This window comes from Cellulomonas sp. Y8 (genome assembly GCF_008033115.1).
In the GTDB taxonomy this organism is placed as follows: domain Bacteria; phylum Actinomycetota; class Actinomycetes; order Actinomycetales; family Cellulomonadaceae; genus Cellulomonas.
The window spans coordinates 2,624,576-2,644,443 of record NZ_CP041203.1 but is presented as its reverse complement, the minus strand read 5'-3'; the positions used below and the strand labels follow the sequence as shown (position 1 = coordinate 2,644,443).

21 protein-coding genes, 3 tRNA genes and 1 pseudogene are annotated in these 19,868 nt (G+C 75.3%); 12 read left to right on the top strand and 13 right to left on the bottom strand.

Going from position 1 to position 19,868, the window contains the following annotated elements; all coding sequences use genetic code 11:
- Positions 1–13 precede the first annotated feature (13 nt).
- Positions 14–1,513 (bottom strand): MFS transporter, encoded by a 1,500-nt coding sequence (locus tag FKM96_RS12025; protein WP_246854953.1) that lies wholly within the window; start codon positions 1,511–1,513, stop codon positions 14–16.
- Positions 1,514–2,499: 986 nt separating this feature from the next.
- Between FKM96_RS12025 and FKM96_RS22255 the strand changes: the two genes are divergently transcribed.
- Positions 2,500–2,871 (top strand): substrate-binding domain-containing protein, encoded by a 372-nt coding sequence (locus tag FKM96_RS22255; protein WP_371300420.1) that lies wholly within the window; start codon positions 2,500–2,502, stop codon positions 2,869–2,871.
- A 157-nt stretch (positions 2,872–3,028) separates the two neighbouring features.
- On the opposite strand, the gene FKM96_RS12015 is transcribed toward FKM96_RS22255, so the two are convergent.
- From FKM96_RS12015 to FKM96_RS11990, 6 genes are all read right to left on the bottom strand, one after another.
- Entirely contained in the window at positions 3,029–3,451 is a 423-nt protein-coding gene (locus FKM96_RS12015; RefSeq protein ID WP_147795427.1) for a MaoC family dehydratase, read from the bottom strand.
- The gene (locus FKM96_RS12010) at positions 3,451–3,900 is read right to left on the bottom strand and encodes a MaoC family dehydratase N-terminal domain-containing protein (RefSeq protein WP_147795426.1); all 450 of its coding nucleotides are present in this window, start codon (positions 3,898–3,900) and stop codon (positions 3,451–3,453) included. The genes FKM96_RS12015 and FKM96_RS12010 overlap by 1 nt, the downstream gene beginning before the upstream one ends.
- 17 nt (positions 3,901–3,917) lie before the next feature.
- Positions 3,918–4,088, bottom strand: a complete 171-nt coding sequence (gene rpmG / locus FKM96_RS12005) for a 50S ribosomal protein L33 (protein WP_147463597.1) — start codon at positions 4,086–4,088, stop codon at positions 3,918–3,920.
- A gap of 83 nt (positions 4,089–4,171) precedes the next feature.
- Positions 4,172–4,245, bottom strand: a tRNA-Met gene (locus tag FKM96_RS12000).
- A 48-nt stretch (positions 4,246–4,293) separates the two neighbouring features.
- Positions 4,294–4,365: transfer RNA gene (locus tag FKM96_RS11995), tRNA-Thr, on the bottom strand.
- 169 nt (positions 4,366–4,534) lie between these two features.
- Positions 4,535–4,616, bottom strand: a tRNA-Tyr gene (locus FKM96_RS11990).
- 126 nt (positions 4,617–4,742) lie between these two features.
- Here FKM96_RS11990 and FKM96_RS11985 point away from each other — a divergent pair.
- The 5 genes from FKM96_RS11985 to FKM96_RS11965 all read left to right on the top strand — a co-directional run bounded on the left by FKM96_RS11985 (position 4,743) and on the right by FKM96_RS11965 (position 8,606).
- Entirely contained in the window at positions 4,743–5,243 is a 501-nt protein-coding gene (locus FKM96_RS11985) for a YajQ family cyclic di-GMP-binding protein (protein WP_147795425.1), read from the top strand.
- A gap of 159 nt (positions 5,244–5,402) precedes the next feature.
- On the top strand, positions 5,403–5,873 hold the full coding sequence (locus FKM96_RS11980) for a WXG100 family type VII secretion target (RefSeq protein ID WP_147795424.1): 471 nt from the start codon (positions 5,403–5,405) through the stop codon (positions 5,871–5,873).
- On the top strand, positions 5,870–6,691 hold the full coding sequence (locus FKM96_RS11975; protein ID WP_147795423.1) for a hypothetical protein: 822 nt from the start codon (positions 5,870–5,872) through the stop codon (positions 6,689–6,691). Before FKM96_RS11980 ends, FKM96_RS11975 begins: the two co-directional genes overlap by 4 nt.
- Positions 6,688–8,190, top strand: a complete 1,503-nt coding sequence (locus FKM96_RS11970; protein ID WP_147795422.1) for a hypothetical protein — start codon at positions 6,688–6,690, stop codon at positions 8,188–8,190. Before FKM96_RS11975 ends, FKM96_RS11970 begins: the two co-directional genes overlap by 4 nt.
- Positions 8,187–8,606: a hypothetical protein gene (locus tag FKM96_RS11965; protein WP_147795421.1), complete on the top strand. Its 420-nt coding sequence runs from the start codon at positions 8,187–8,189 to the stop codon at positions 8,604–8,606. Before FKM96_RS11970 ends, FKM96_RS11965 begins: the two co-directional genes overlap by 4 nt.
- 22 nt (positions 8,607–8,628) lie before the next feature.
- On the opposite strand, the gene htpX is transcribed toward FKM96_RS11965, so the two are convergent.
- Positions 8,629–9,504, bottom strand: coding sequence for a zinc metalloprotease HtpX (gene htpX, locus FKM96_RS11960; RefSeq protein WP_147795420.1), 876 nt, complete (start codon positions 9,502–9,504; stop codon positions 8,629–8,631).
- Between the two features lie 118 nt (positions 9,505–9,622).
- Between htpX and FKM96_RS11955 the strand changes: the two genes are divergently transcribed.
- Genes FKM96_RS11955 through FKM96_RS11945 form a run of 3 tightly spaced genes read left to right on the top strand, consistent with a single transcriptional unit; the run spans position 9,623 to position 12,167 of the window.
- Positions 9,623–10,480, top strand: a complete 858-nt coding sequence (locus FKM96_RS11955) for a transporter substrate-binding domain-containing protein (protein ID WP_246854952.1) — start codon at positions 9,623–9,625, stop codon at positions 10,478–10,480.
- Between the two features lie 26 nt (positions 10,481–10,506).
- A complete protein-coding gene (locus tag FKM96_RS11950; protein WP_147797086.1) occupies positions 10,507–11,394 on the top strand; it encodes an amino acid ABC transporter permease in 888 nt (295 codons plus the stop codon).
- Entirely contained in the window at positions 11,391–12,167 is a 777-nt protein-coding gene (locus FKM96_RS11945; protein WP_147795418.1) for an amino acid ABC transporter ATP-binding protein, read from the top strand. The genes FKM96_RS11950 and FKM96_RS11945 overlap by 4 nt, the downstream gene beginning before the upstream one ends.
- A gap of 90 nt (positions 12,168–12,257) precedes the next feature.
- Here FKM96_RS11945 and FKM96_RS11940 read toward each other — a convergent pair whose 3' ends face one another.
- Positions 12,258–13,673, bottom strand: a complete 1,416-nt coding sequence (locus FKM96_RS11940; protein ID WP_147795417.1) for an FAD-dependent oxidoreductase — start codon at positions 13,671–13,673, stop codon at positions 12,258–12,260.
- A gap of 123 nt (positions 13,674–13,796) precedes the next feature.
- Here FKM96_RS11940 and rarD point away from each other — a divergent pair, with 123 nt between their 5' ends.
- Complete coding sequence (rarD, locus tag FKM96_RS11935; RefSeq protein WP_147795416.1) at positions 13,797–14,792, top strand: EamA family transporter RarD; 996 nt, start codon at positions 13,797–13,799, stop codon at positions 14,790–14,792.
- A 37-nt stretch (positions 14,793–14,829) separates the two neighbouring features.
- Here rarD and FKM96_RS11930 read toward each other — a convergent pair whose 3' ends face one another.
- The 4 genes and pseudogenes from FKM96_RS11930 to FKM96_RS21595 form a co-directional block, all read right to left on the bottom strand.
- Positions 14,830–16,101, bottom strand: coding sequence for a S8 family serine peptidase (locus tag FKM96_RS11930; protein ID WP_168216970.1), 1,272 nt, complete (start codon positions 16,099–16,101; stop codon positions 14,830–14,832).
- A complete protein-coding gene (eccB, locus tag FKM96_RS11925; RefSeq protein ID WP_147795414.1) occupies positions 16,098–17,498 on the bottom strand; it encodes a type VII secretion protein EccB in 1,401 nt (466 codons plus the stop codon). The genes FKM96_RS11930 and eccB overlap by 4 nt, the downstream gene beginning before the upstream one ends.
- A gap of 3 nt (positions 17,499–17,501) precedes the next feature.
- On the bottom strand, positions 17,502–18,392 hold the full coding sequence (locus FKM96_RS11920; RefSeq protein ID WP_246854951.1) for a hypothetical protein: 891 nt from the start codon (positions 18,390–18,392) through the stop codon (positions 17,502–17,504).
- A gap of 256 nt (positions 18,393–18,648) precedes the next feature.
- Positions 18,649–18,852: pseudogene (locus tag FKM96_RS21595) on the bottom strand (EsaB/YukD family protein); the annotation flags it as partial.
- Positions 18,853–19,229: 377 nt separating this feature from the next.
- Between FKM96_RS21595 and FKM96_RS11915 the strand changes: the two are divergent.
- Positions 19,230–19,541 (top strand): WXG100 family type VII secretion target, encoded by a 312-nt coding sequence (locus FKM96_RS11915; RefSeq protein ID WP_147795413.1) that lies wholly within the window; start codon positions 19,230–19,232, stop codon positions 19,539–19,541.
- A gap of 18 nt (positions 19,542–19,559) precedes the next feature.
- A complete protein-coding gene (locus FKM96_RS11910; RefSeq protein WP_147795412.1) occupies positions 19,560–19,844 on the top strand; it encodes a WXG100 family type VII secretion target in 285 nt (94 codons plus the stop codon).
- Positions 19,845–19,868: the final 24 nt, after the last annotated feature.

Sequence of the window (19,868 nt, the reverse complement as noted above, 5' to 3'; positions counted from 1 at the left end):
CCCCGGGTCGGGGTCAGGCCGGACGGGCCGGCTCCGGCACGTGGTCGCCGGAGGGCTCGCGTCGGACGCTACCGGAGGGCACGCACACGGCGTCCTCCCCCGGTGCGTGCGACGCGGGGACCGCGACCGGCTCGGCGGTGGTGACCACGGGGGCGCCGGGGTCGTCGGCGGGCGCGGTCGGCGCGGCGCCGGCGAGCCCGTCGGGGCGGCGCACCGTCCGGGCCAGCTGCACCGACGCGACCATCGCCGCGGTGATGAGCAGCAGCGCGTGCCGGGTGCCCATGAGCTCCGCGGCGAGGCCCAGCAGCGGCGGGGCCGCGAGCGACGCGGTCGAGGAGAACGACGAGATGACGGCCACCCGGCTCGCCGCGCGCAGCGGGTCGTCGGACGCGGCCGCGATGCCCAGCGGGACGGTGAGCGCGGCGCCGCAGCCCCACGCGACGATGCCGACGGCCGCGAGCGGCAGCGACGGCGCGAAGCCGAACAGCAGCAGGCCGCCGAACGACACCAGGCCCGAGGTGCGCAGCACGGTCACGCGGCCGTACCGGTCGATCAGCTTCGTGCCGAGCAGCCGGACCAGCGTCATCGCGCCGACGAACACGCCGAACATCGCGGCACCCACCGCCTCGACCTGGTCGAAGCCGTCGACGACCGCGATCGCCAGCCAGTCGTTGGCGGCGCCCTCCGACAGCGCCGCGGACATGATGACGACGCCGATCAGCAGCGTGCGGGGCTCGCGCCAGGCGCCGAGCGCCGAGCCGGGCCGGGCCACGCGGCGGACCCGGGCGGCGCGCAGCCGGCCGGCGAGGCCCGCCTCGCGCGGGGTGCGGCCCTCCGCGCGGGCGTCGCGGGCGGCCGCGAGGGCGGCCCGGTCCGGCGGCAGCGACTCGATGACCGCGCCGGGCACCGACAGCAGCCGCCAGACGGTGCCGACGACGGCGGTGGCGACGAACTGGGCGAGCAGCGGGACGTCCGCCGCGGCGCACAGCGCGCCGATGCCGGAGCCGAGCACCGAGCCGATCGAGAACGCGGCGTGGAACTGCGGCAGCACCGTGCGGCCCATGCGCCGCTCGACGGCCGCGGTCTCGACGTTCAGCGGCACGTTGCCGATGGCGAAGCCGACGCCCGACAGGAAGATGCCGACCGTCAGCACCGGCACCGACCCGATGGTGGGTCCGACACCGATCAGCACGTAGGCGGCGGCGAACGCCACCATCGACACGTAGAGGACGGCGCGCCCGCCGAACCGGTTCACCAGGACGCCGGCGACGGACACGGTGGCGAGCGAGCCGATCGAGCCGGCGATGAGCAGGCCGCCCAGCTCCGCGGTGCCCAGGTCGAGGGCCGCGCGGACGGCGGGCAGCCGGGCGAGCCAGCCGGACAGCATGAGGCCGCTCAGCGCGAACAGGCCCATGAGCAGCCACCGGGCGCGGTGCACCGCGGGGTCCACGGGCAGCCGCGGGGTCGACGACGTCGCCCGGCCGGACCGGCCCGGCCGGCGGCCGCCGGTCACGGGGGCCTCAGGGCGGGGTCGGCGGTTGGCCGGGCGGAGGGGGGCGCGCCCGGTGCGGGCCCGCTGCTGGCTCACGGCAGCTCCAGATCGGTGCAAGGGGGTGGTCAAGACGAGGTCCCGGCCGGGTCCAGGCCCGGTTCGAATCGATTCGATCCGGGCGCCGGAGCGGGCGGTCGAATCGATTCGGGGGAGGTCACCAGTGTGCGGGTACGCTGGCGGCGGCGTCAACGACTCACGGGGGGCGGTGACGCCCCTCACCCCCGAGCCCCGGAACCCGGAGGCGCCGCGGTGTCCCAGCGACCCACCCTGGCCGACGTGGCCTCCGCCGCCGGGGTGTCGGTCTCGACCGCGTCGCTGGCTTTCTCCGGGCGCAGGCCCCATCGCCGAGGCCACGAAGCAGCGCGTGCTCGACGCCGCCGCGGACCTCGACTACGCCGGCCCGAACCCGCTCGGGCGCCAGCTGCGCAGCGGGCGGTCGGGCATCGTCGGCGTGGTGGTCGGCGACGCCCTGCGGCGGTCGTTCCGCGAGCCGGTGTCGGTGCAGCTGCTCGACGGCCTGGTCGACACCATCAGCCCGCTCGGCCTCGGGGTGCTCCTGGTGCCCGGGTCGCTCGAGCCCGGCGCCCCGGCGGTCGACCCCCTCGTCGAGTCCGCCGCCATGGACGTCGCCGTGCTCATCTGGGGCGGGACGCTGGACGACCCGACGCTGCAGGCGCTGCAGCGCCGCGGGATCCCGCTGGTCGTGGTCGAGGGGCAGGACCTGCCCGGCATCGTGACGGTGGGCATCGAGGACCGGGGCGGCGTCGCCGACATCGCCCGGCACCTCGTCGGCCTGGGCCACGAGCGGATCGCGACGGTGACGCTGCCGTTCGGGGCCGGACCGGCGCAGCGGGCTCGCGGACGCGGAGCGGCTCGGGCAGATCACCTGGTCGATCGCGCGGCGCCGGCTGGACGGGCTGACCGACGCGGGCGTCACGCCGGTCGCGGTGTACGAGACCCCCGCCTCGCTCGTCGAGCACGGGCACGCCGCCGCGCAGGCGCTGCTCGCCGGCCCTGCGTCGACCCGGCCGACGGCCGTCGTCGCGCAGTCCGACCTGCTGGCCTCGGGCGTCGTCCTCGGCGCGCGGGAGCTCGGGCTGCGGGTGCCGGAGGACGTGTCGGTCGCCGGCTTCGACGGGCTGGACCTGCCGTGGCTCGCGCCGGACGTGCTCACGACCGTCACGCAGCCGATCACGGAGAAGGGCGCGGTGGTCGGCCGGGCGATCGAGGCGCTCCTGGCGGGCGGGACCCCGGCGGACGAGGTCCTCCCGGTCGAGCTCCGCCTCGGCACGACGACGGGGCCGGCGCCGGGCGCCTGAGGCGCGCCGGGCGCCGACTCCCACCCGGGCGCAGGCGCGTCCCCACCCGATTCTCGCGCGACCACCCCGCGCATCGGGGGACGGCGCGAGACTCGGGAGGGGACCACCGGGTCCACCCGCCGCGCGTGCGGCCGCCCGGCGGGTGCGGGAGGGCGGGTCAGCCGAGGCGGACGAGCGCCTGGCACTTGGCCAGGACGCGCGCACCCGCGGCGGTGACCGTGAGGTCGATCCGCGCGGTGCGGGTGTCGGCGTCGAGCGCACCGACGACGGCCACGACCTCGACGGACGCCTCGCCCGGGTCCGGCACCGGCACGGGCCGGGCGAACCGGGTCTGGTAGTCGACGACCGCGCCGGGGTCGCCGGCCCAGTCGGAGACGACGCCGACGGCGGCGCCCATCGTCCACATGCCGTGCGCGATGACGCCGGGCAGGCCGACCTCGGTCGCGAACCGCTCGTTCCAGTGGATCGGGTTGAAGTCGCCGGACGCACCGGCGTACCGCACCAGCCGGGACCGGTCGACGGCGAGCTCGCGGCGGCCGACCTCCTGGCCCACGGCCAGCGTCTCGAACGCGGGGGCCATCAGGCGTCCTCTCCGCGGACCGCGAGCGTCGACGTCACCGTGGCGACGGGCTCGCCGCCCTCCGCGTGGATCACGGCGCGGGTCGTCACCATCGACAGACCGGCGCGCTCGGTGACCGCGTCCACGTGCAGCACGGTGACCAGGCGGTCACCGGCGTGGATCGGGCGGTGGTGGATGAACCGCTCGTCGGCGTGCACGACGCGGCTGAAGTCGATGCCCGCCTCGGGGTCCTCGATCAGCTGCGCCTCGGCGCGCTGCGCCACGACGACGGCGAACGTCGGCGGCGCGATCACGTCGGGGTACCCGAGTGCTCGCGCCGCGGCGGCGTCCGTGTGGGCCGGGTGCGTCGCCCCGACCGCCTCCGCGAACGCGCGGAGGTGCTCGCGGCCGACCTCGTACGCCTCGTTCGGCGGGTACTCGCGTCCCGCGTACTCGGGGTTGACGGCCACGACGGTGTGCTGAGAGGTCAGCGGGTCTCGCGGTGGACGGTGTGCTTGCCGTCGCGCGGGCAGAACTTCTTCATCTCGAGACGGTCGGGGTCGTTCCGACGGTTCTTCTTCGTGATGTAGTTCCGCTCCTTGCACTCCGTGCACGCGAGCGTGATCTTCGGACGGACGTCCGAGCTCTTGCTGGCCATGATGTTGCCACCTCTCGCGCCGGGACAGCGCTTGCGATCCTCGTCGTCGCGCGCCGGCGGACGCGCGACTGGTTCAGTCCTTGTAGCGGGGGCGGGGCTCGAACCCGCGACCTCACGATTATGAGTCGTGCGCTCTCGCCAACTGAGCTACCCCGCCTCGGGTGCGCACGCCTGCCAGACGATCCTGGCCTGCGACACACCGCAGAGCCCCGAACGGGATTCGAACCCGTGACCTCTTCCTTACCAAGGAAGTGCTCTACCACTGAGCTATCGGGGCAGCGCGGACCAGGCTACACGGTGCTCCTGGCCGGTGCGAAATCGGCTCCCGCGCCCGCGTGATCGCGCAGGTCGGGGACCGCTTCCGTGCCGGCCCGGAGCAGGTCGAGCCCGGTCCGTGCGTGGCGACGGGGCGCCCTCCGTGAGGAGGACGCCCCGTCGTCCGTGCGTGGCGGGTGAGGGATTCGAACCCCCGTAGGCGATGCCAGCTGATTTACAGTCAGCCCCCTTTGGCCACTCGGGTAACCCGCCAGGGTGCGCGCCTCGGTGACTGCGTCTCCGGGGTGCGGATGGAAGGATAGCAAGGGTTCGGGCCGGTTCCGAAACCGGCCCGTCGTCGGCACAGCAGCACCGGAGCACCACAGGTCAGGAGGAGTCATGGCGAGCGAGTCGTCGTTCGACGTCGTCAGCAAGGTCGACCGCCAGGAGGTCGACAACGCGCTGAACCAGGCCGTCAAGGAGATCGCGCAGCGGTACGACTTCAAGGGTGTCGGCGCCTCGATCGCGTGGAGCGGCGAGAAGATCCTCATGGTCGCGAACTCCGAGGAGCGCGTGCGCGCCGTCCTCGACGTGTTCCAGACCAAGCTCATCAAGCGCAACATCTCGCTCAAGGCACTCGACACCGGCGACGGCGACCCCAAGCCGTCCGGCAAGGAGTACCGCCTCGAGGCCTCGATCAAGGAGGGCCTGTCCTCCGAGATCGCCAAGAAGGTGACCAAGCTCATCCGCGACGAGGGCCCCAAGGGCGTCAAGACGCAGATCCAGGGCGACGAGGTCCGGGTCTCCGCGAAGGCCCGCGACGACCTGCAGGCCGTCATCGCGCTCCTCAAGGGCGCCGACGACATCGACGCGGCGCTGCAGTTCATCAACTACCGCTGACGCGCCCCGCCGCTCCGGCGTCGAGATCGCAGGAGGCGTGGGGTTCCGGGTGCCGGAACCCCACGCCTCCTGCCGTCCCGGCGGGAGGGGCGTCGGTCGTCCACAGGCGGCGCAGGTGGGCCTGTCGCGGGGCCGTGACCTCTGCTTCGATCGTGTGGCATGACGGCAGGGGGAGATCCGGAGGCGATCCGGCAGCACGCCAGACGGCTGCGCGCGACCGCGGACGCCGTGGCGCGCACCGGTGACCGCGTGCGGGCCGGCGCGGGCGTCGAGTGGGTCGGCGTCGCGGCCGACCGGTTCCGCGAGCGCCTCGCCGACCACGCGCAGCGCGTGACGACCGCGCAGGACGAGCTGCTCGGCACCGCGGGCGCGCTCGACCGGCTCGCCGACGAGCTCGAGGCACGGCAGGCGGCGATCCGCCGGGCGATGCAGTTCGTCGAGGACCGGCTCGACGAGGCCCGGCGCACGGTCGGCCGGCTCGTCGGTGTGGCGGACGACGTGCTCACCGTCGCCGAGCAGGCGGCGCGCCGGACCGCGCACGGCGTGCTCGGCACCGTCGCCGGCGGCCTGCCCTCCCCCGGCTCGCCCGACTGGTCGGGGATCGCGGACCGCATCGGGCGGATCGGGTGACCGCCGTGCTCGCGCCGCTCGACGGCGCACTGCGGACGCGCCTGGGCGAGCGGGACTGGGCTGTCGCGAGCGCCGGCGTCCCCGGCCTGCCCGGGTGGGCCGAGGTGCTGCCGGTCGACCGGGACGGATCGCCCGTCGCACCATCGGCTCCGCCCGCCGACGACGCCGCGGCACCCGAGCGGGTGGACGCGGTGCTCCGCGCGGCGGTCGAGGGCGGCGCGGCCGCGCTGGTCGCCGTCGAGGTGGCCGCCGCCGCGGGCGAGCGGGCGCTGCTGGCCGTGCTGTGGTCCGACGCGGAGGCCGGCTCGGGCGTGGCGCGCGGCGTCGACGTCGTGCCCGGCGCCGGTCTGGCCGGGACCACGCCGCGCCCCGGGGTGGAGGTGAGCGCCTTCCCGGCATCCAGGCTCGTGGACGAGGCGCTGCGGCACGTCCCCGACGCCCCGGTCCGCGTGGCGGCCGCCCCGGCGACCGTCCCGGAGGAGCTGACGATCGCACTCGCCCAGGCGATCCGCACCGGCGACAGCGGCACCGTCGACGCGCTGTGCGCCGAGCTCGGCACCGACGGGCCGCCCGCCGTGGTCGAGGCGGCCGTGCGCGGCACCGACGGCAGCCTGGTGGTGTCGGTCGCCAGCCGTGGCCGCACGGACGTCTCGACGCTCAGCCTGCTCCGCACGGATGCCGGCTGGGTCGAGCTCACCCGCACGGCCGACGGCCAGGTCGTGCACACCCCGCGCAGCCGCGAGGACGTGCGGGCAGCGCTGCTCCACGACCTGGCCGGCCGGTTCACGAGCGCGCCGGCGACGGAGGACGACGCGTGAGCATCAGCGTGAGCGGCGGCGCGGGCGGGATGGGAGCGCGCCTGCAGGACCTGCGCTCCGAGGCCGGGCTGCTCGACGCCGCAGGCGACGACGTCCGGCGGTGGAGCGGGTCCGTCGCGGCCGTCGCGGTGCACCCGGACGTCACCGTCGCGACCCTGCTGTGCCCCGGGGAGGTCGCGGCCGTCGCCGGCTCGGTCGCCGCCGCGACGATCGGCGCGAACGGGCTGCTCGTGGTGAGCACCCGGCTCGAGGGCACCGCCGTGGTGCTGCGGGCGTCCGCGACGACGTACGAGCTCGTCGACGCCACGCAGCAGCGGGTGCTGGAGGCGCTGCAGAACGCCGCGGGGTTCGCGCTCGGGGCGGCGCTGCCGTTCCTGGCGGTCGGCGGGGGCCTCGTGCTGCTGGGCGGGGCGGGGGCGGTGCTCGCGAGGCCGGCCGGCTGGCCCGCGCTCGTCATCCTCGCCCGGGACGTCGACCCGGCCGCGCTGGGTCGGGCCGGGATGGACGGGCTGTACGACAACCCGTGGCTCCTGGAGTCGCTCACCCGCATGGCGCCGAGCCTGGTCCAGGGGACGACGTGGAGCCTCGGCACGCTGCTCGGCGGGCCCGCCGGGGGGCTCGCGCTGCCGTTCGCGCTGTCGGGCGGTGCGTGGCCGACCGGGACGTACGAGGACGCGGTCGGCGGGCTGGTGAACGCCGGCGGGCTGTTCGGGATGCTCCAGGACACGGGGGCGGTGGGGGTCGACGAGGTCGACGGCGACTGGGCCGGCAACGAGCCGCGCTCCGTCGCGGACATCTTCCGGGAGCAGTACCGGCTCGGCCAGGACGAGGGGCAGGTGCAGATCGTGCGCGTCGCGCAGCCCGACGCATCGTTCGCGTGGATCGTCCAGATCCCCGGCACCCAGGAGTGGGGTGCGCAGCGCGGGGACAACCCGGTCGACCTCACCACGAACGTCCGGCTCATGGCCGGGCAGAACACGCACATGCAGGCTCAGGTCCGGGAGGCGATGCGGATGGCCGGCGTCGGCCGCCACGAGCCGGTCATGCTCACCGGCCACAGCCAGGGCGGGATCACCGCCGCCGCCCTCGCCTCGGACCCCGCGTTCCGCTCCGAGTTCGACGTCCGGAGCCTCGTCACCGGCGGCTCGCCGATCGCGCGGTTCGACATCCCGGACTCCGTCTCGGTCCTGTCGCTCGAGCACGACCAGGACGCCGTCCCGATGCTCGAGGGCCGCGAGAACCCCGACCGCGCGAACTGGGTCACGGTCGAGCGCTCGCTCCCGCGTTCCGACTTCACGGTGCAGGATCCGCTGTCGGACCGTCCCGCTCTGACGACGGTCCAGCCGGGAGTCGGTTCCGCGCACGGCACGGACGTGTACTCGGACACCGGGCGGGCCGTCGACGCCTCGACTCATCCGGGCCTGCAGCGCTGGCGGGACCTGCAGTCGCCGTTCTTCGCTGGTGAAGCCGAGATCACGCGCTGGGACGTGACCCGATGACCCCAACCCGGCTGATCGCGGCGTCGACCGCCGTGGCGGCGGCTCTGGCACTGTCCGGATGCGTCACCACGACCTCCGGCCGCGACACGGGCGGCGTCCCGGACGAGGAGATCGCACAAGCCATCGCGGACCTGGACGGCGTCGAGGCGACGGACGTCGAGTTCGATGACTCGTTCGGCTACGGCTCCCGGTACAGCGGGGTCATCGAGGTCACCGCGAGCGCCGATGCCGGCTGCGTCCTGGTCCGATCGCTCGGGCTGCTCAAGCAGGGCCGACCGGGTGTCGCGCTCTCCAGCGTCGAGGTCCACCACGGCGACACGACGTTGACCATCAACGACCTCGCGTCCGATCAGCTCCAGGCGTTGAACGCGACGACGGCTCCCGCCGACGGCACGCTGCGGGTCCCCGTGTGCTAGGCGCCGCGGGTGCGGACGCCGCTCAGTACCGCTCCACCCCGCCGTACCCCGCCATGCGCTCCAGGCGCTGGATCCGGTCCGCCATCGGCGGGTGCGTCGCGAACATCCGCCCGATGCCCGCGCCCTTGAACGGGTTCGCGATCATCAGGTGCGACACGTCCACGAGGTCCCGCTCCTGCGGCAGCGGCCGAGCCGCGGTGCCCTGCTCGAGCTTGCGCAGCGCCGAGGCCAGCGCGAGCGGGTCCCCGGTGAGGGCGGCGCCGTCCTCGTCGGCGTCGTACTCGCGGGTGCGGCTGATCGCGAGCTGGATGAGCGTCGCGGCGAGCGGGGCGAGGAACACCATGAGCAGCGCGGCGATGGGGTTGCCGCCGCGGTCGCGGTCGTTGCCCCCGCCGAAGAACAGGGCGAACTGCGCCACCGAGGTGATGACACCGGCCACGGCGGCCGCGATCGACGACGTGAGGATGTCCCGGTTGTACACGTGCATGAGCTCGTGGCCGAGCACGCCGCGGAGCTCCCGCTCGTCGAGGATCTGCAGGATGCCCTCGGTGCAGCAGACGGCGGCGTTGCGCGGGTTGCGACCGGTGGCGAACGCGTTGGGCGCGGCGGTCGGCGAGACGTACAGCCGCGGCATGGGCTGGCGCGCGGCGGTGGAGAGCTCACGGACGATCCGGTACATGGCGGGCTGCTCGATCTCCGACACCGGCCGCGCGTGCATGGCGCGGATCGCGATCTTGTCGGAGTTCCAGTAGGAGTACGCGGTCATCGCGAGCCCGGCCAGGGCGAACAGGAAGATGTACCGCCCGTTCGCCACGAACGCGCCGATGCCGAGCAGCACGGCCCACAGCACGCCGAACAGCAGCGCCGTCTTCAGGCCGTTGTAGTGCCGGTGACCCATGTGCGTCCTTCCTCCCTCGCGGCCGACAACTCGTCCCGCGCTCCAGACAACGCTGCAGGCCGTCCGGCAGTTCCCCTACCCTGACCCCGCACATCCCGCCGTCCCCCGAGGAGACACCGTGCGTACCGTCCGCATCCTTGCCCTGGCCGCTGCGAGCGCGCTGGCGCTCGCGGCCTGTGCGCCCGTCGACGAGGGGAGCGACGCGCCCGCGTCGACGTCCGCCGCGGCCGACGGCGCGCTCGACACCCTGACCGACGGCGTGCTGACCATCGGCACCTCCGACCCGGCCTACGAGCCGTGGGTCGTCGACAACGACCCGAGCAGCGGCGAGGGCTTCGAGGCGGCGGTGGCCTACGCGGTCGCGCAGCAGCTCGGCTACGACGCCGACCAGGTCGAGTGGGCCCCGGTCACGTTCGACCAGATCATCGCCCCGGGCGCCAAGTCGTTCGACTTCGCGATCAACCAGGTGTCGATCAGCCCCGAGCGCGCCGAGAACCTCGACTTCTCGTCGTCGTACTACGACACCGCGCAGGCCGTCGTGACGCTGGAGGGCTCGTCCGTCGCCGGCGCGACCTCGCTGGCCGAGCTGAAGGACGCGAAGCTCGGCGCGATGGTCGGCACCACGAGCCTCACGGTCGCGCAGGACGCGATCGACCCGAGCACCGACATCCAGGTGTTCAACGACAACGACCAGGTGAAGCAGGCGCTGCAGGCCGGCCTGGTGGACGCGATCGTCGTCGACCTGCCGACCGCGCTGTACATCACGGCGGCCGAGCTCGACGGCGGAGTGCTCGTCGGCCAGCTGCCCGCGGACGACGCGGCCGGCGCCGACCAGCTCGGCCTGGTCCTCGACAAGGGCTCGTCGCTCACCGAGCCGGTGACCGAGGCGGTCGACACCCTGCGCGAGGACGGCACGCTCGCCGACCTCGAGTCGCAGTGGCTCACCGACGCGGCCGGCGCGCCGGTCCTGCAGTAGTGCCCGCGGGACCCGCGGACCCCGCGATGCCGCCGGACGGCACCCGCCCCGCGTGGGTGCCGTCCGACCGGCAGCGCGAGCGCGACGCCTACCGGCGCGGGCAGACCCGCCGGTCGACGGTGGTCGCCCTGGTCAGCACCGTCCTGGTGGCGGCCGTCGCCGTGCTCGGGCTGGTGAGCTCGCCGGGATGGCCGCGGGTCAAGCAGTCGTTCCTCGACCCCGAGGTCGCCTGGGCGTCGCTGCCGAAGGTGCTCGAGGGCCTGTGGCTGAACGTGCGCGTGATGGCCGTGTGCGCGGTGATCATCGTCGTCGTGGCGATGCTGCTGGCGCTCGCGCGGACGCTGCGGGGGCCTGCGTTCTTCCCGCTGCGCGCCCTCGCCACCGGCTACGTCGACGTGTTCCGCGGGCTCCCGCTGATCCTCGTGCTGCTGCTGGTCGGGTTCGGCCTGCCGGGCCTGCGGCTGCAGGGCATCCCGACGTCGGCGGTGGTGCTCGGCGGGCTGGCGCTGGTCCTGACGTACTCGGCGTACGTCGCGGAGGTGTTCCGCGCGGGCATCGAGTCCGTGCACCCGTCGCAGGTCGCGTCCGCGCGGTCGCTCGGGCTGACCCGCGGGCAGACCCTGCGGCACGTCGTGCTCCCCCAGGCCGTGCGCCGGGTGGTCCCGCCGCTGCTGAACGACCTGGTGTCGCTGTCGAAGGACTCGGGCCTCATCTCGATCCTCGGCGCCGTGGACGCGGTGCGCGCCGCGCAGATCCAGACGGCGACCTACGCCAACTTCACGCCGTACGTCGTGGCGGGCGTGCTGTTCGTGCTGCTGACGATCCCGCTGACCCGGTTCACGGACGCGCTCGCGAAGCGCGGCGGCTGGCTGGGGTCGCAGAGCGGGTTGGCCGGCGCGGGGGCCATGCGATGACCGGGCCGGCCACCCCCACCCCCGACGTCGTCCCCGCCGGATCCCCGCTGCTGCGGGTCGACCGGGTCCGCAAGGCCTTCGGCGACCACGTCGTCCTCGACGACCTGTCCCTCGACGTCGCCGAGCACCAGGTCGTCGTGCTGATCGGCGCCTCCGGCTCCGGGAAGTCGACGCTGCTTCGGTGCGTCAACCTGCTGGAGGAGGTCGACGACGGCGTCATCGAGGTCGCCGGCCAGGAGGTCACGGACCCCCGGGTCGACGCGAACGCGGTGCGCGCGCGGATCGGCATGGTGTTCCAGGCGTACAACCTGTTCCCGCACCTGCGGGTGCTCGACAACGTGACGCTGGCGCCGCGGCTGGTGCACAAGGTCGGCAAGCGGGAGGCCCGGGAGCGCGCCGCGGCGATGCTGGAGCGGGTCGGGCTCGGAGCCAAGGCGCAGGCCTTCCCCGACGAGCTGTCCGGCGGTCAGCAGCAGCGCGTGGCGATCGCGCGGGCGCTGGTGACGCAGCCCGCGCTGATGCTGCTCGACGAGGTGACGAGCGCGCTCGACCCGGAGCTGGTCGGCGAGGTGCTGGATCTCCTGGGTGAGCTCAAGGACGAGGGCACGACCATGGTCGTCGCGACGCACGAGATGGCGTTCGCCCGGCACGTCGCCGACGAGGTGTGCTTCCTGCACCAGGGCCGGATCCTCGAGCGCGGCCCGGCGGAGCAGGTGCTGGGCGCCCCGCGCGAGCCCCGCACGCAGGAGTTCCTCCGCCGCTTCACGGGCTGACCCGGGGCGGCCCACGCCGCGACAGTGGAAGGTTGTGACGGACACGCCGTGCGCGTGTCCGTCACGACCTTCCACTGTCAGCCGGGCTGGTCAGGCCTCGCCGGCCGCCTCGGCCAGCGCGATCCGGACCATGTCCTCGCGCGGCACGACCTTGACCCGCTCGCGCCCGTGCGGCTCGCCGAGCGCCCGCTCGTACGCGTCGAGCAGCTCCCACCCGGCCCAGTGGATCGGGCGGGCACCGCGCGCGGTGAGGAAGTCGACGACCGCCTGCGGCTCCGGCTCGGTGGCGGACAGGAACGGGTTGCCCTCCGCCGTGACGTCGCCGGCGTCCTCGACCAGGTGCCGGATGGTCTCGCTGGCGTCGGACTTGGTGTGCCCGATGAGGCCGACCGGACCGCGCTTGATCCAACCCGTGGTGTAGACGCCGGCAACGGGCTCGCCGTCGACGTCCACGACCCGGCCCTCGCGGTTGGCGATGACACCCTTGGCCTCGTCGAACGGCACGTCCACCAGCGGCGAGCCGAAGTAGCCGACCGCGCGGTACACGGCCTGCACGGGCCAGTCGTGCGTGGTCCCGGTGCCCGCCACGGTGCCGTCGCCGGCCAGCGCGGTCCGCTCGGTCCGCAGCCCGACGACCTTCCCGTCCTCGCCGAGCACCTCGACCGGCTTGTGCAGGAAGTGCAGGTGGATGCGGCGGCTCGCCGTCAGCTCCTCCGGCTCCTTCAGCGTCCAGTCGGTCAGCGTCTTGACGACCTGCTTGGTCTGGTTCGACGAGTGGATGGCGGCCATCGAGCCCTCGTCGAAGTCGAAGTCCTCCGGGTACACGACGACGTCCACGTCCGGGACGTGGCCGAGCTCGCGCAGCTCCAGCGGGGAGAACTTGGCCTGGGCCGGGCCGCGGCGCGCGAACACGTGCACGTCCGTCACCGGGCTGGCCTTGAGGCCCTCGTAGACGTTCTGCGGGACCTCGGTCGGCAGCAGGTCGTCGGCGTGCTTCGCGAGGATCCGGGCGACGTCGAGCGCCACGTTGCCGGCCCCCAGCACCGCGACGTGCTGCGCGGTGAGCGGCCAGGTGCGCGGCACGTCGGGGTGGCCGTCGTACCAGGACACGAAGTCGGCGGCGCCGTACGACCCGTCCAGCTCGATGCCGGGGATCGGCAGGTCGGCGTCCCTGATGGCGCCGGTCGCGAAGATGACCGCGTCGTAGTGCCGGCGCAGGTCCTCCAGCTTGAGGTCCACCCCGTAGTCGACGTTGCAGATCAGGCGGATGTCGCCGCGCTCCAGCACCTTGTGCAGGGCGACGATGATCTGCTTGATCCGCGGGTGGTCGGGGGCGACGCCGTAGCGCACCAGGCCGAACGGGGCGGGCAGCCGCTCGATGAGGTCGATGGAGACGTCCAGGCCCGAGCGGCTCAGGATGTCCGAGGCGTAGATGCCGGCGGGGCCGGCGCCGACGACGGCCACGCGGACAGGGCGGTTCGAGGTCACGCAGGTGCCTTCCTTCATGGGGTCCGCCGACCAGTGTAGGACGACCTAACCTCTGCCGATCTGCCCCGACTTCCCGCCGTTCTGCCCGCGGGGGCGTGGACGGGGCCCGGGCGCGTGGGTGGGCGGCGCTAGCGTCGGGTCGTGAGCACGCCCTCCCCGTCCGCCCCCGCCGGCCCGCCCACGACCGCCGCGGCGCCCGTGACCACCGGCGCCCTGGACCCCCGCGGCCTCGCCGCCGGCGTCGGCGCCTACCTGCTGTGGGGCGTCCTGCCGCTGTACTTCGAGCTGCTGAAGCCGACGGGCGCCGTCGAGGTCGTCGCCCACCGCGTGCTCTGGTCCCTGATCTTCTGCGCCGTCGTGCTGTCGGCCACCCGCACCTGGCGCGCGCTCGGCGTCGTGCTCCGCTCGCGCCGGACCATGGCGCTGGTCGCGGCCGCGAGCGTGCTGCTGGCCGTGAACTGGCTGACGTTCGTGTTCGCCGCGCTCGGCGGGCACGTGGTCGACGCCGCGCTCGGCTACTTCATCAACCCGCTGGTCACCGTGCTGCTCGCGGTCCTCGTGCTGCGCGAGCGGCTGCGAAGGACGCAGTGGGTGGCGCTCGGGTTCGGCGCGGCCGCGGTCGTCGTCATCACGGTCGGGCTCGGGCGGCTGCCGTGGGTGGCACTCACGCTCGCCGGGTCGTTCGGCCTCTACGGCCTGCTGAAGAACCGCGTCGGCCGCAGCGTCGCCGCCGCGCCCGGGCTTGCCGCGGAGACGCTGGTGCTCGCGCCGCTGTCCGCCGGGTACCTGATCTGGCTCGGGGCGTCCGGCGGGTCGACCTTCGCCGCCACCGGGCTGTGGCACGCGCTCGCGCTCGCCGGGACCGGCATCGCGACCGCGCTGCCGCTGCTGCTGTTCGGGGAGTCGGCGCGCCGGCTGCCGCTGAGCGTCGTCGGCAGCCTGCAGTACCTCGCGCCGGTGCTGCAGCTGATCATCGGCGTGCTGGTGCTGCACGAGACCATGCCGCCGGCGCGCTGGTGGGGCTTCGGGCTCGTGTGGGTGGCGCTCGTGCTGCTGACGGTCGACGGGGTGCGGACCCAGCGCGCGCAGCGGCTGGGTGCGGCGGCCGCGGCACCCGCACCCGCCGTCGCCTCCTGACGGTCCCGGCCACCCGGCAGGGCCCGCGCGGCGACGGTCAGCCCCTCCGACGCCGCCCCGCCACCCGCGCGGCCAGCGCCGCGAGCAGCACCACGGCGGTCCCGCCGATCCCCCACCACACGGCTCCGGCGCGCGCGCCCGCCAGCGGGTCCGCCCGCGGCGACACGTCGACGGTCCGCACGTCGGCCGCCTGCGCGTCGGGGCGCCCGTGCACCGGGCTCACCGGTCCGAGGGCCGTGCCGTCGTCCACGAACGCCAGGGCCTCGTCCGGCCGCACCACGCCCCAGCCGACCAGGTCGTCCCGCTCGGCCGGCTGCGCGCGGGCGGCGGTGACCTCGAGCCGGTACGCCCACTGCGCGGGCGTCTCCTCGGGGTACCGCTCGGCGAGCAGCGCCACGGCGGCGCTGACGTAGGCGGTGGCGAAGCTGGTGGAGGTGCCCTCGCCGGACAGCATGCAGTCGCCGGCCGCGTGGAAGGTCGTGAGCACGTTGGTGCCCGGCGCGGCGACGTCGACGTGCTCGCCGTGGATCGCGTCGCCGGCGGGCCGGTCGTCGACGTCGACGGCGGTCACCGACAGCACGCCGTCGTACGCGGCCGGGTACCGCGGGCCGTCGGTCTCGTCGCTGCTGGTGTTCCGGTTCCCCGCGCTGGCGACCACCAGGGACCCGGCCGCGGTCGCCCGGCGGACGGCGTCGGCCAGCGCCGGGGTGTCGTTCGGCGTGCTCATCGAGACGTTGACGACCCGGGCGCCCGCGGCGACGGCGGCGTCGATGCCCGCCGCCATGCGGCCGGCGTCGGGGGCGACGCCCTGCTCCCGGGCCTGGTCGTCGTCGGCGTAGTAGACCCGCACCGGCAGGATCGTGGCGGCGGGCGCGAGGCCGACGACGCCCGAGTCGAGGTCCGGCAGCGCCCGGGCCGCGATCTGGCCCGCGACCGCCGTGCCGTGGCCGGCGGTGTCCGTGCGCCCGGCCGGGTCGCCCGCGGCGCCGACCAGGTCGACCCCGGCGACGACGGCGTCGGTCAGGTGGGCGTTGCCCGGGTCCACCCCGGAGTCGACGACGGCGACCAGGACGCCCTCGCCGGTCGCGGACTGCCAGGCGCGCTCGGCGGCCAGGCGGGCCAGGGCGGGCGGGGCCTCCGCCACGTACTGGGTCTTCTCCTGGGTGCACTGCGCGGTCGTGGCTGCGGGCAGCCGCGCGGGCGCCGGGCCCGCCGCGAGGGCGGCGCCGGCGCCGGGGCCGGTCAGCAGGAGCGCGGCGGCCAGGCCGGCCAGGACCGGCCGCCCGCCCCGCGCAGGTCGGGGCGTCACGGGGCCTCGGTGCTCGCGCCCGTCGAGCCCGTCGTCGCGCCGAGGCCGGACGCCGCCGTGCCGCCCGAGACCTCGGTCGCGGCCGCCTCGACGGTCAGGTCCGGCCCGGCCGGCAGCAGGTCGGCCCACGCCGGGGGCACCCGGGTCACGTCGTCGGGCGCGTACCCGAGCCGGGCCAGCACCTCGTCGCCCGCGTCCGGCACGGGGTACGCGCGGCCCGAGCCGTCCACCAGCCGCACGGTCGCGGCCGCGCCGTCGGTCGTCTGCGCGCGCACCAGGGCGCCCGACCCCGGGGCCACCCGCACCCCCGCGGCGACCTCGGCCCCGTCGCGCAGGACCAGGTCGACCCGCTCGGCGTCGCCGGTGGTGAGCACGACGCAGGCGGTCGACCCGGCGGCCGGGAGCGTCGGCACGGTGGCCGGGAGGTCCGCCGGCGCCACCGGCGTCGCCGAGGTGCGCACGGCGGCGATCTCCGAGGCGGTGACCTCGAGCGGCTGCGCGGCGAGCTCGCCGGCGACGAGCAGGTACAGCGGGTACGCGAGGTCGGACAGCGGCGCGAGCTCGCCCCGCGCGTCGACCACGTAGCGTCGCGCACCGTCGCCGACCCCGGTCACCTCGACCAGCGTGCCGACCCGGGTGTCGATCGGCAGCCCGCCCTCGGGCAGCGCGGCGTCCCCCGCGCCGTCGACCGTGAGCGGCGCGAGGTCCGAGCCGACCGGCACCAGGTTCAGCCAGTCGGCGCCCGCGGTGAGCGGCGTGGCGGTGTCCAGGCCGAGCGCGCGGAGCACGGCGGCCTCGTCGCCCGCGGGGATGCGGTGCCGGGTGCCGTCGGACACGAGGTACAGGGTCCCGGCCGCCTGCACGAGCGCGCCGGCTCCCGGGTCCGCGACCGGCGCGGGGGCGTCGGGGTCGATGGTCAGGGCGGTGCCGCCGTCGGGCGCGACGCACGCCTCCCAGCCCGTCGCCGCGAGCCGGCTCGCCAGCGGCAGCTCGTCCGGCGCCCCGGCGATGCCGATGGTCGCGCCGCGCGGCGCGTCCGTGATGTCGTCCTCGCTGACGTCGACCACGTGGAACGAGCCGGAGTCGAGCACGAGGCGCGCGCTCGTCACGTTGAGCACCGGGTGGAGCGTGCCCTGGATGCCGACGTACCGGCTGCCGTCGCCCTCGACGATGATCAGCGACTGGTCGTCCCAGCCGTCCGGGAGCGTCGGGCTGAGCAGGCCGAAGCCGAGGCTGCCCAGCACGAGCAGCACCGACAGCGAGACGCCCGCGACGACGCCGCGCAGCGGCTTGGTGGGCTCGAGCTCCCGCCCGCCGGGCGCGCCGCTGGTGAACGCCGTGAGCAGCCGCCGACGGCTGTAGGACTGGGCCTCGACGAGGTCGCGCTTGGACGCCACGGGTCAGACCAGGCCCGCCGCGACGACGCCGAGCGGCAGCAGCAGGGCCAGGCAGGCGATCTCCAGGAAGTCGCCGAGCCGCGCCAGGCCGACCCGGCGGCGCGGGGCGACCAGGCCGAGGCCGACGACGACCGCGGCGGCCGCACCGGCGACACCCACGAGCGCCGGGCGCCAGCCCGGGTGCTGCGCGGCGGCCACGACCGCGACGACCACCAGCAGCGCCACGGACAGGCCCACGGTGAGCAGCACGTCGAGCCGCGAGTAGGTCTGCCGCGTCGCGAGCAGCAGGCCCGCCGCGGCGAGCACGAGCAGCACGGTCCCGGCGACGCCGGTCGCGACCACCGCGGGCGCCGACACCAGGGCGAGCACCCCGATCGCGACCCGCAGCGCCACCTGGATGCGGTGGCCGGCGGCGAGCTGCGCCCGCACCCGGGCGGACTGCACCGCGGGCGGGTCGGCGAGGATCTCGGCGTCGTTGCGCGGCGACACCACGCGCAGCGGCGTGCTCGACAGCGCGAGCCACGGCACGCCGATGCTGGCGGTGGCGACGACGGCCACCACGACGGCGAGCACCTCGCCGGGGCGGGCGTCGGTCAGGGCGATCGCGGTCCCGGCCACGGCGAGCGCGAGGCCACCGGCCAGCGGCGCGGCGCTCAGCTCGCGGCGGTCGACCAGCGCGGGCATGCCCAGCAGGCCCGCGACGAGCACCCCCGTCCCGGCGAGCGCGGCGGGCCAGCCCCAGGACGGCGGCGCGGAGGTCGCGGTCAGCCCGGCGACCGCGGCCAGCACCGGCGCGGTCAGCACGAGCACCCGGCCGGCGGCCGGCTCGGTGCCCACGCGTCCGACGACGGCGCCCGCGACCAGGGCGAGCAGCGCCGCGAGCGCGGCGACCACCGGCGGGACGAGGGACGACTGGTCGGCGCCGAGCAGCAGCGCGGCCCCCGGCGAGCAGCAGCGCGCCGGCCGCCCACGCGGCGCTCAGCGCGGAGTCGCGCGGCGTCCACGGGGCGTACTGGTTCTCCACGGCGTCGGCGACGGCCTCCACGACGTCGTCGTAGATCCGCTCCGCCTCGCGGCGCGCGCCGGACTCCAGCGTGAGCACGGCGCCGTCCTCGACGCCCTCGGCGAGCAGGCTGCGCGCGGAGTCGATCGGCGTGCCGTCGGCCCGCACCAGGCGGTAGCCGCCGTGCGCGGTGGCGGCGTCGAGCAGGCCGAGCGCGCGGGCCAGGCCCGGGACCACCTCGGCCATCGGCACGGCGCCCGGGATGCCGAGGTCAAGACGGCGGTCCCCGGCGGTCACCGACACCCGCACGAGCGTCCCCACGGACGTCGTGCTGGCGGGTGCGTCTGTCATCGGGTCCCCTGTACTCCCTGGGCAGGTCGGCGGTCAGCATAGCGACGGCAGCCGATCCCGCCCGCGGGGCGCACGGGTGGGCGCGGCCGTCCGGGTGGACTCGCGGGGCCGGGGCCCGGACGGCCGTCCCCCGCGAGGAGGGCGATGCGCCCGGCAAATCGGACGAGGGGTGACAGAACACGCCGGATGACTGGGCCGAACGGGTGATCCATGACACCAGTCAGCGTGGTTGTCCACAGGGCGGGTGATCCCACCTGACGTGTCCGCGACCTGTCGGATAGCCTCGTCGCGGTTCCGGGGTCGAAGAGCTCGGGCACAGGCGGCGCCGCAGGGGTGCACGTCAGGCAGGCCCACCGGGCCGTGTAGGGGGAGGTGACATGGCAGCAGAGGTCTCCGCAGCAGACGGCGCGCTCAAGCAGGGCGCCGACGCCGTGGTCCAGAGCCGTGGGGAGCTGCAGCGCGAGCTGAGCGCTCTCGAGGGCAAGCTGTCCGGCATCGGGTCGCACTGGCAGGGCCAGGGCGCCGTCGCGTTCAACGCGCTGATGGCCCGGTGGCGCGAGGACGCGAACAAGATCGTGTCCGCGCTCAACGAGTTCGAGGCCAACCTGCTCACCTCGCAGTCGACGTACACCGCGTCGGACGAGTCGCAGCAGTCCACCTTCAGCCGCCTTCAGGGCCGGCTGGGCTGATCGGGAGAGGACGAGACGATGGCTGACCTCAAGGTCAACTTCGGTGGCCTGTCCACCGCCGCCGCCGACATCCAGTCGAGCGCGAGCAACATCGAGTCCCGCCTGGCGGACCTCGACCGCTCCCTGCAGCCGCTCCGGGCCAACTGGTCCGGCGAGGCGTCGACCGCCTACACCGCCGCCAAGGCGAAGTGGGAGGCCGCGCTGACGGACATGAAGGCGCTGCTGGCCGACGTCGGCCGCGCGGTGTCGACCTCCGGCGAGGAGTACCAGTCCACCGAGCGGGCCAACGCCGCCCGCTGGTGAACCACCCCGGCCGCGGCGCCTGAG

Bases quoted from the DNA above. Each gene is read 5' to 3' on its own strand.
- FKM96_RS12015 (WP_147795427.1), bottom strand. From the start codon at position 3,451: ATGGCCCCCGCGTTCGAGACGCTGGCCGTGGGCCAGGAGGTCGGCCGC.
- rpmG (WP_147463597.1), bottom strand. From the start codon at position 4,088: ATGGCCAGCAAGAGCTCGGACGTCCGTCCGAAGATCACGCTCGCGTGC.
- FKM96_RS11985 (WP_147795425.1), top strand. From the start codon at position 4,743: ATGGCGAGCGAGTCGTCGTTCGACGTCGTCAGCAAGGTCGACCGCCAG.
- FKM96_RS11980 (WP_147795424.1), top strand. From the start codon at position 5,403: ATGACGGCAGGGGGAGATCCGGAGGCGATCCGGCAGCACGCCAGACGG.
- FKM96_RS11965 (WP_147795421.1), top strand. From the start codon at position 8,187: ATGACCCCAACCCGGCTGATCGCGGCGTCGACCGCCGTGGCGGCGGCT.
- htpX (WP_147795420.1), bottom strand. From the start codon at position 9,504: ATGGGTCACCGGCACTACAACGGCCTGAAGACGGCGCTGCTGTTCGGC.
- FKM96_RS11950 (WP_147797086.1), top strand. From the start codon at position 10,507: ATGCCGCCGGACGGCACCCGCCCCGCGTGGGTGCCGTCCGACCGGCAG.
- FKM96_RS11945 (WP_147795418.1), top strand. From the start codon at position 11,391: ATGACCGGGCCGGCCACCCCCACCCCCGACGTCGTCCCCGCCGGATCC.
- FKM96_RS11940 (WP_147795417.1), bottom strand. From the start codon at position 13,673: ATGAAGGAAGGCACCTGCGTGACCTCGAACCGCCCTGTCCGCGTGGCC.
- FKM96_RS11915 (WP_147795413.1), top strand. From the start codon at position 19,230: ATGGCAGCAGAGGTCTCCGCAGCAGACGGCGCGCTCAAGCAGGGCGCC.
- FKM96_RS11910 (WP_147795412.1), top strand. From the start codon at position 19,560: ATGGCTGACCTCAAGGTCAACTTCGGTGGCCTGTCCACCGCCGCCGCC.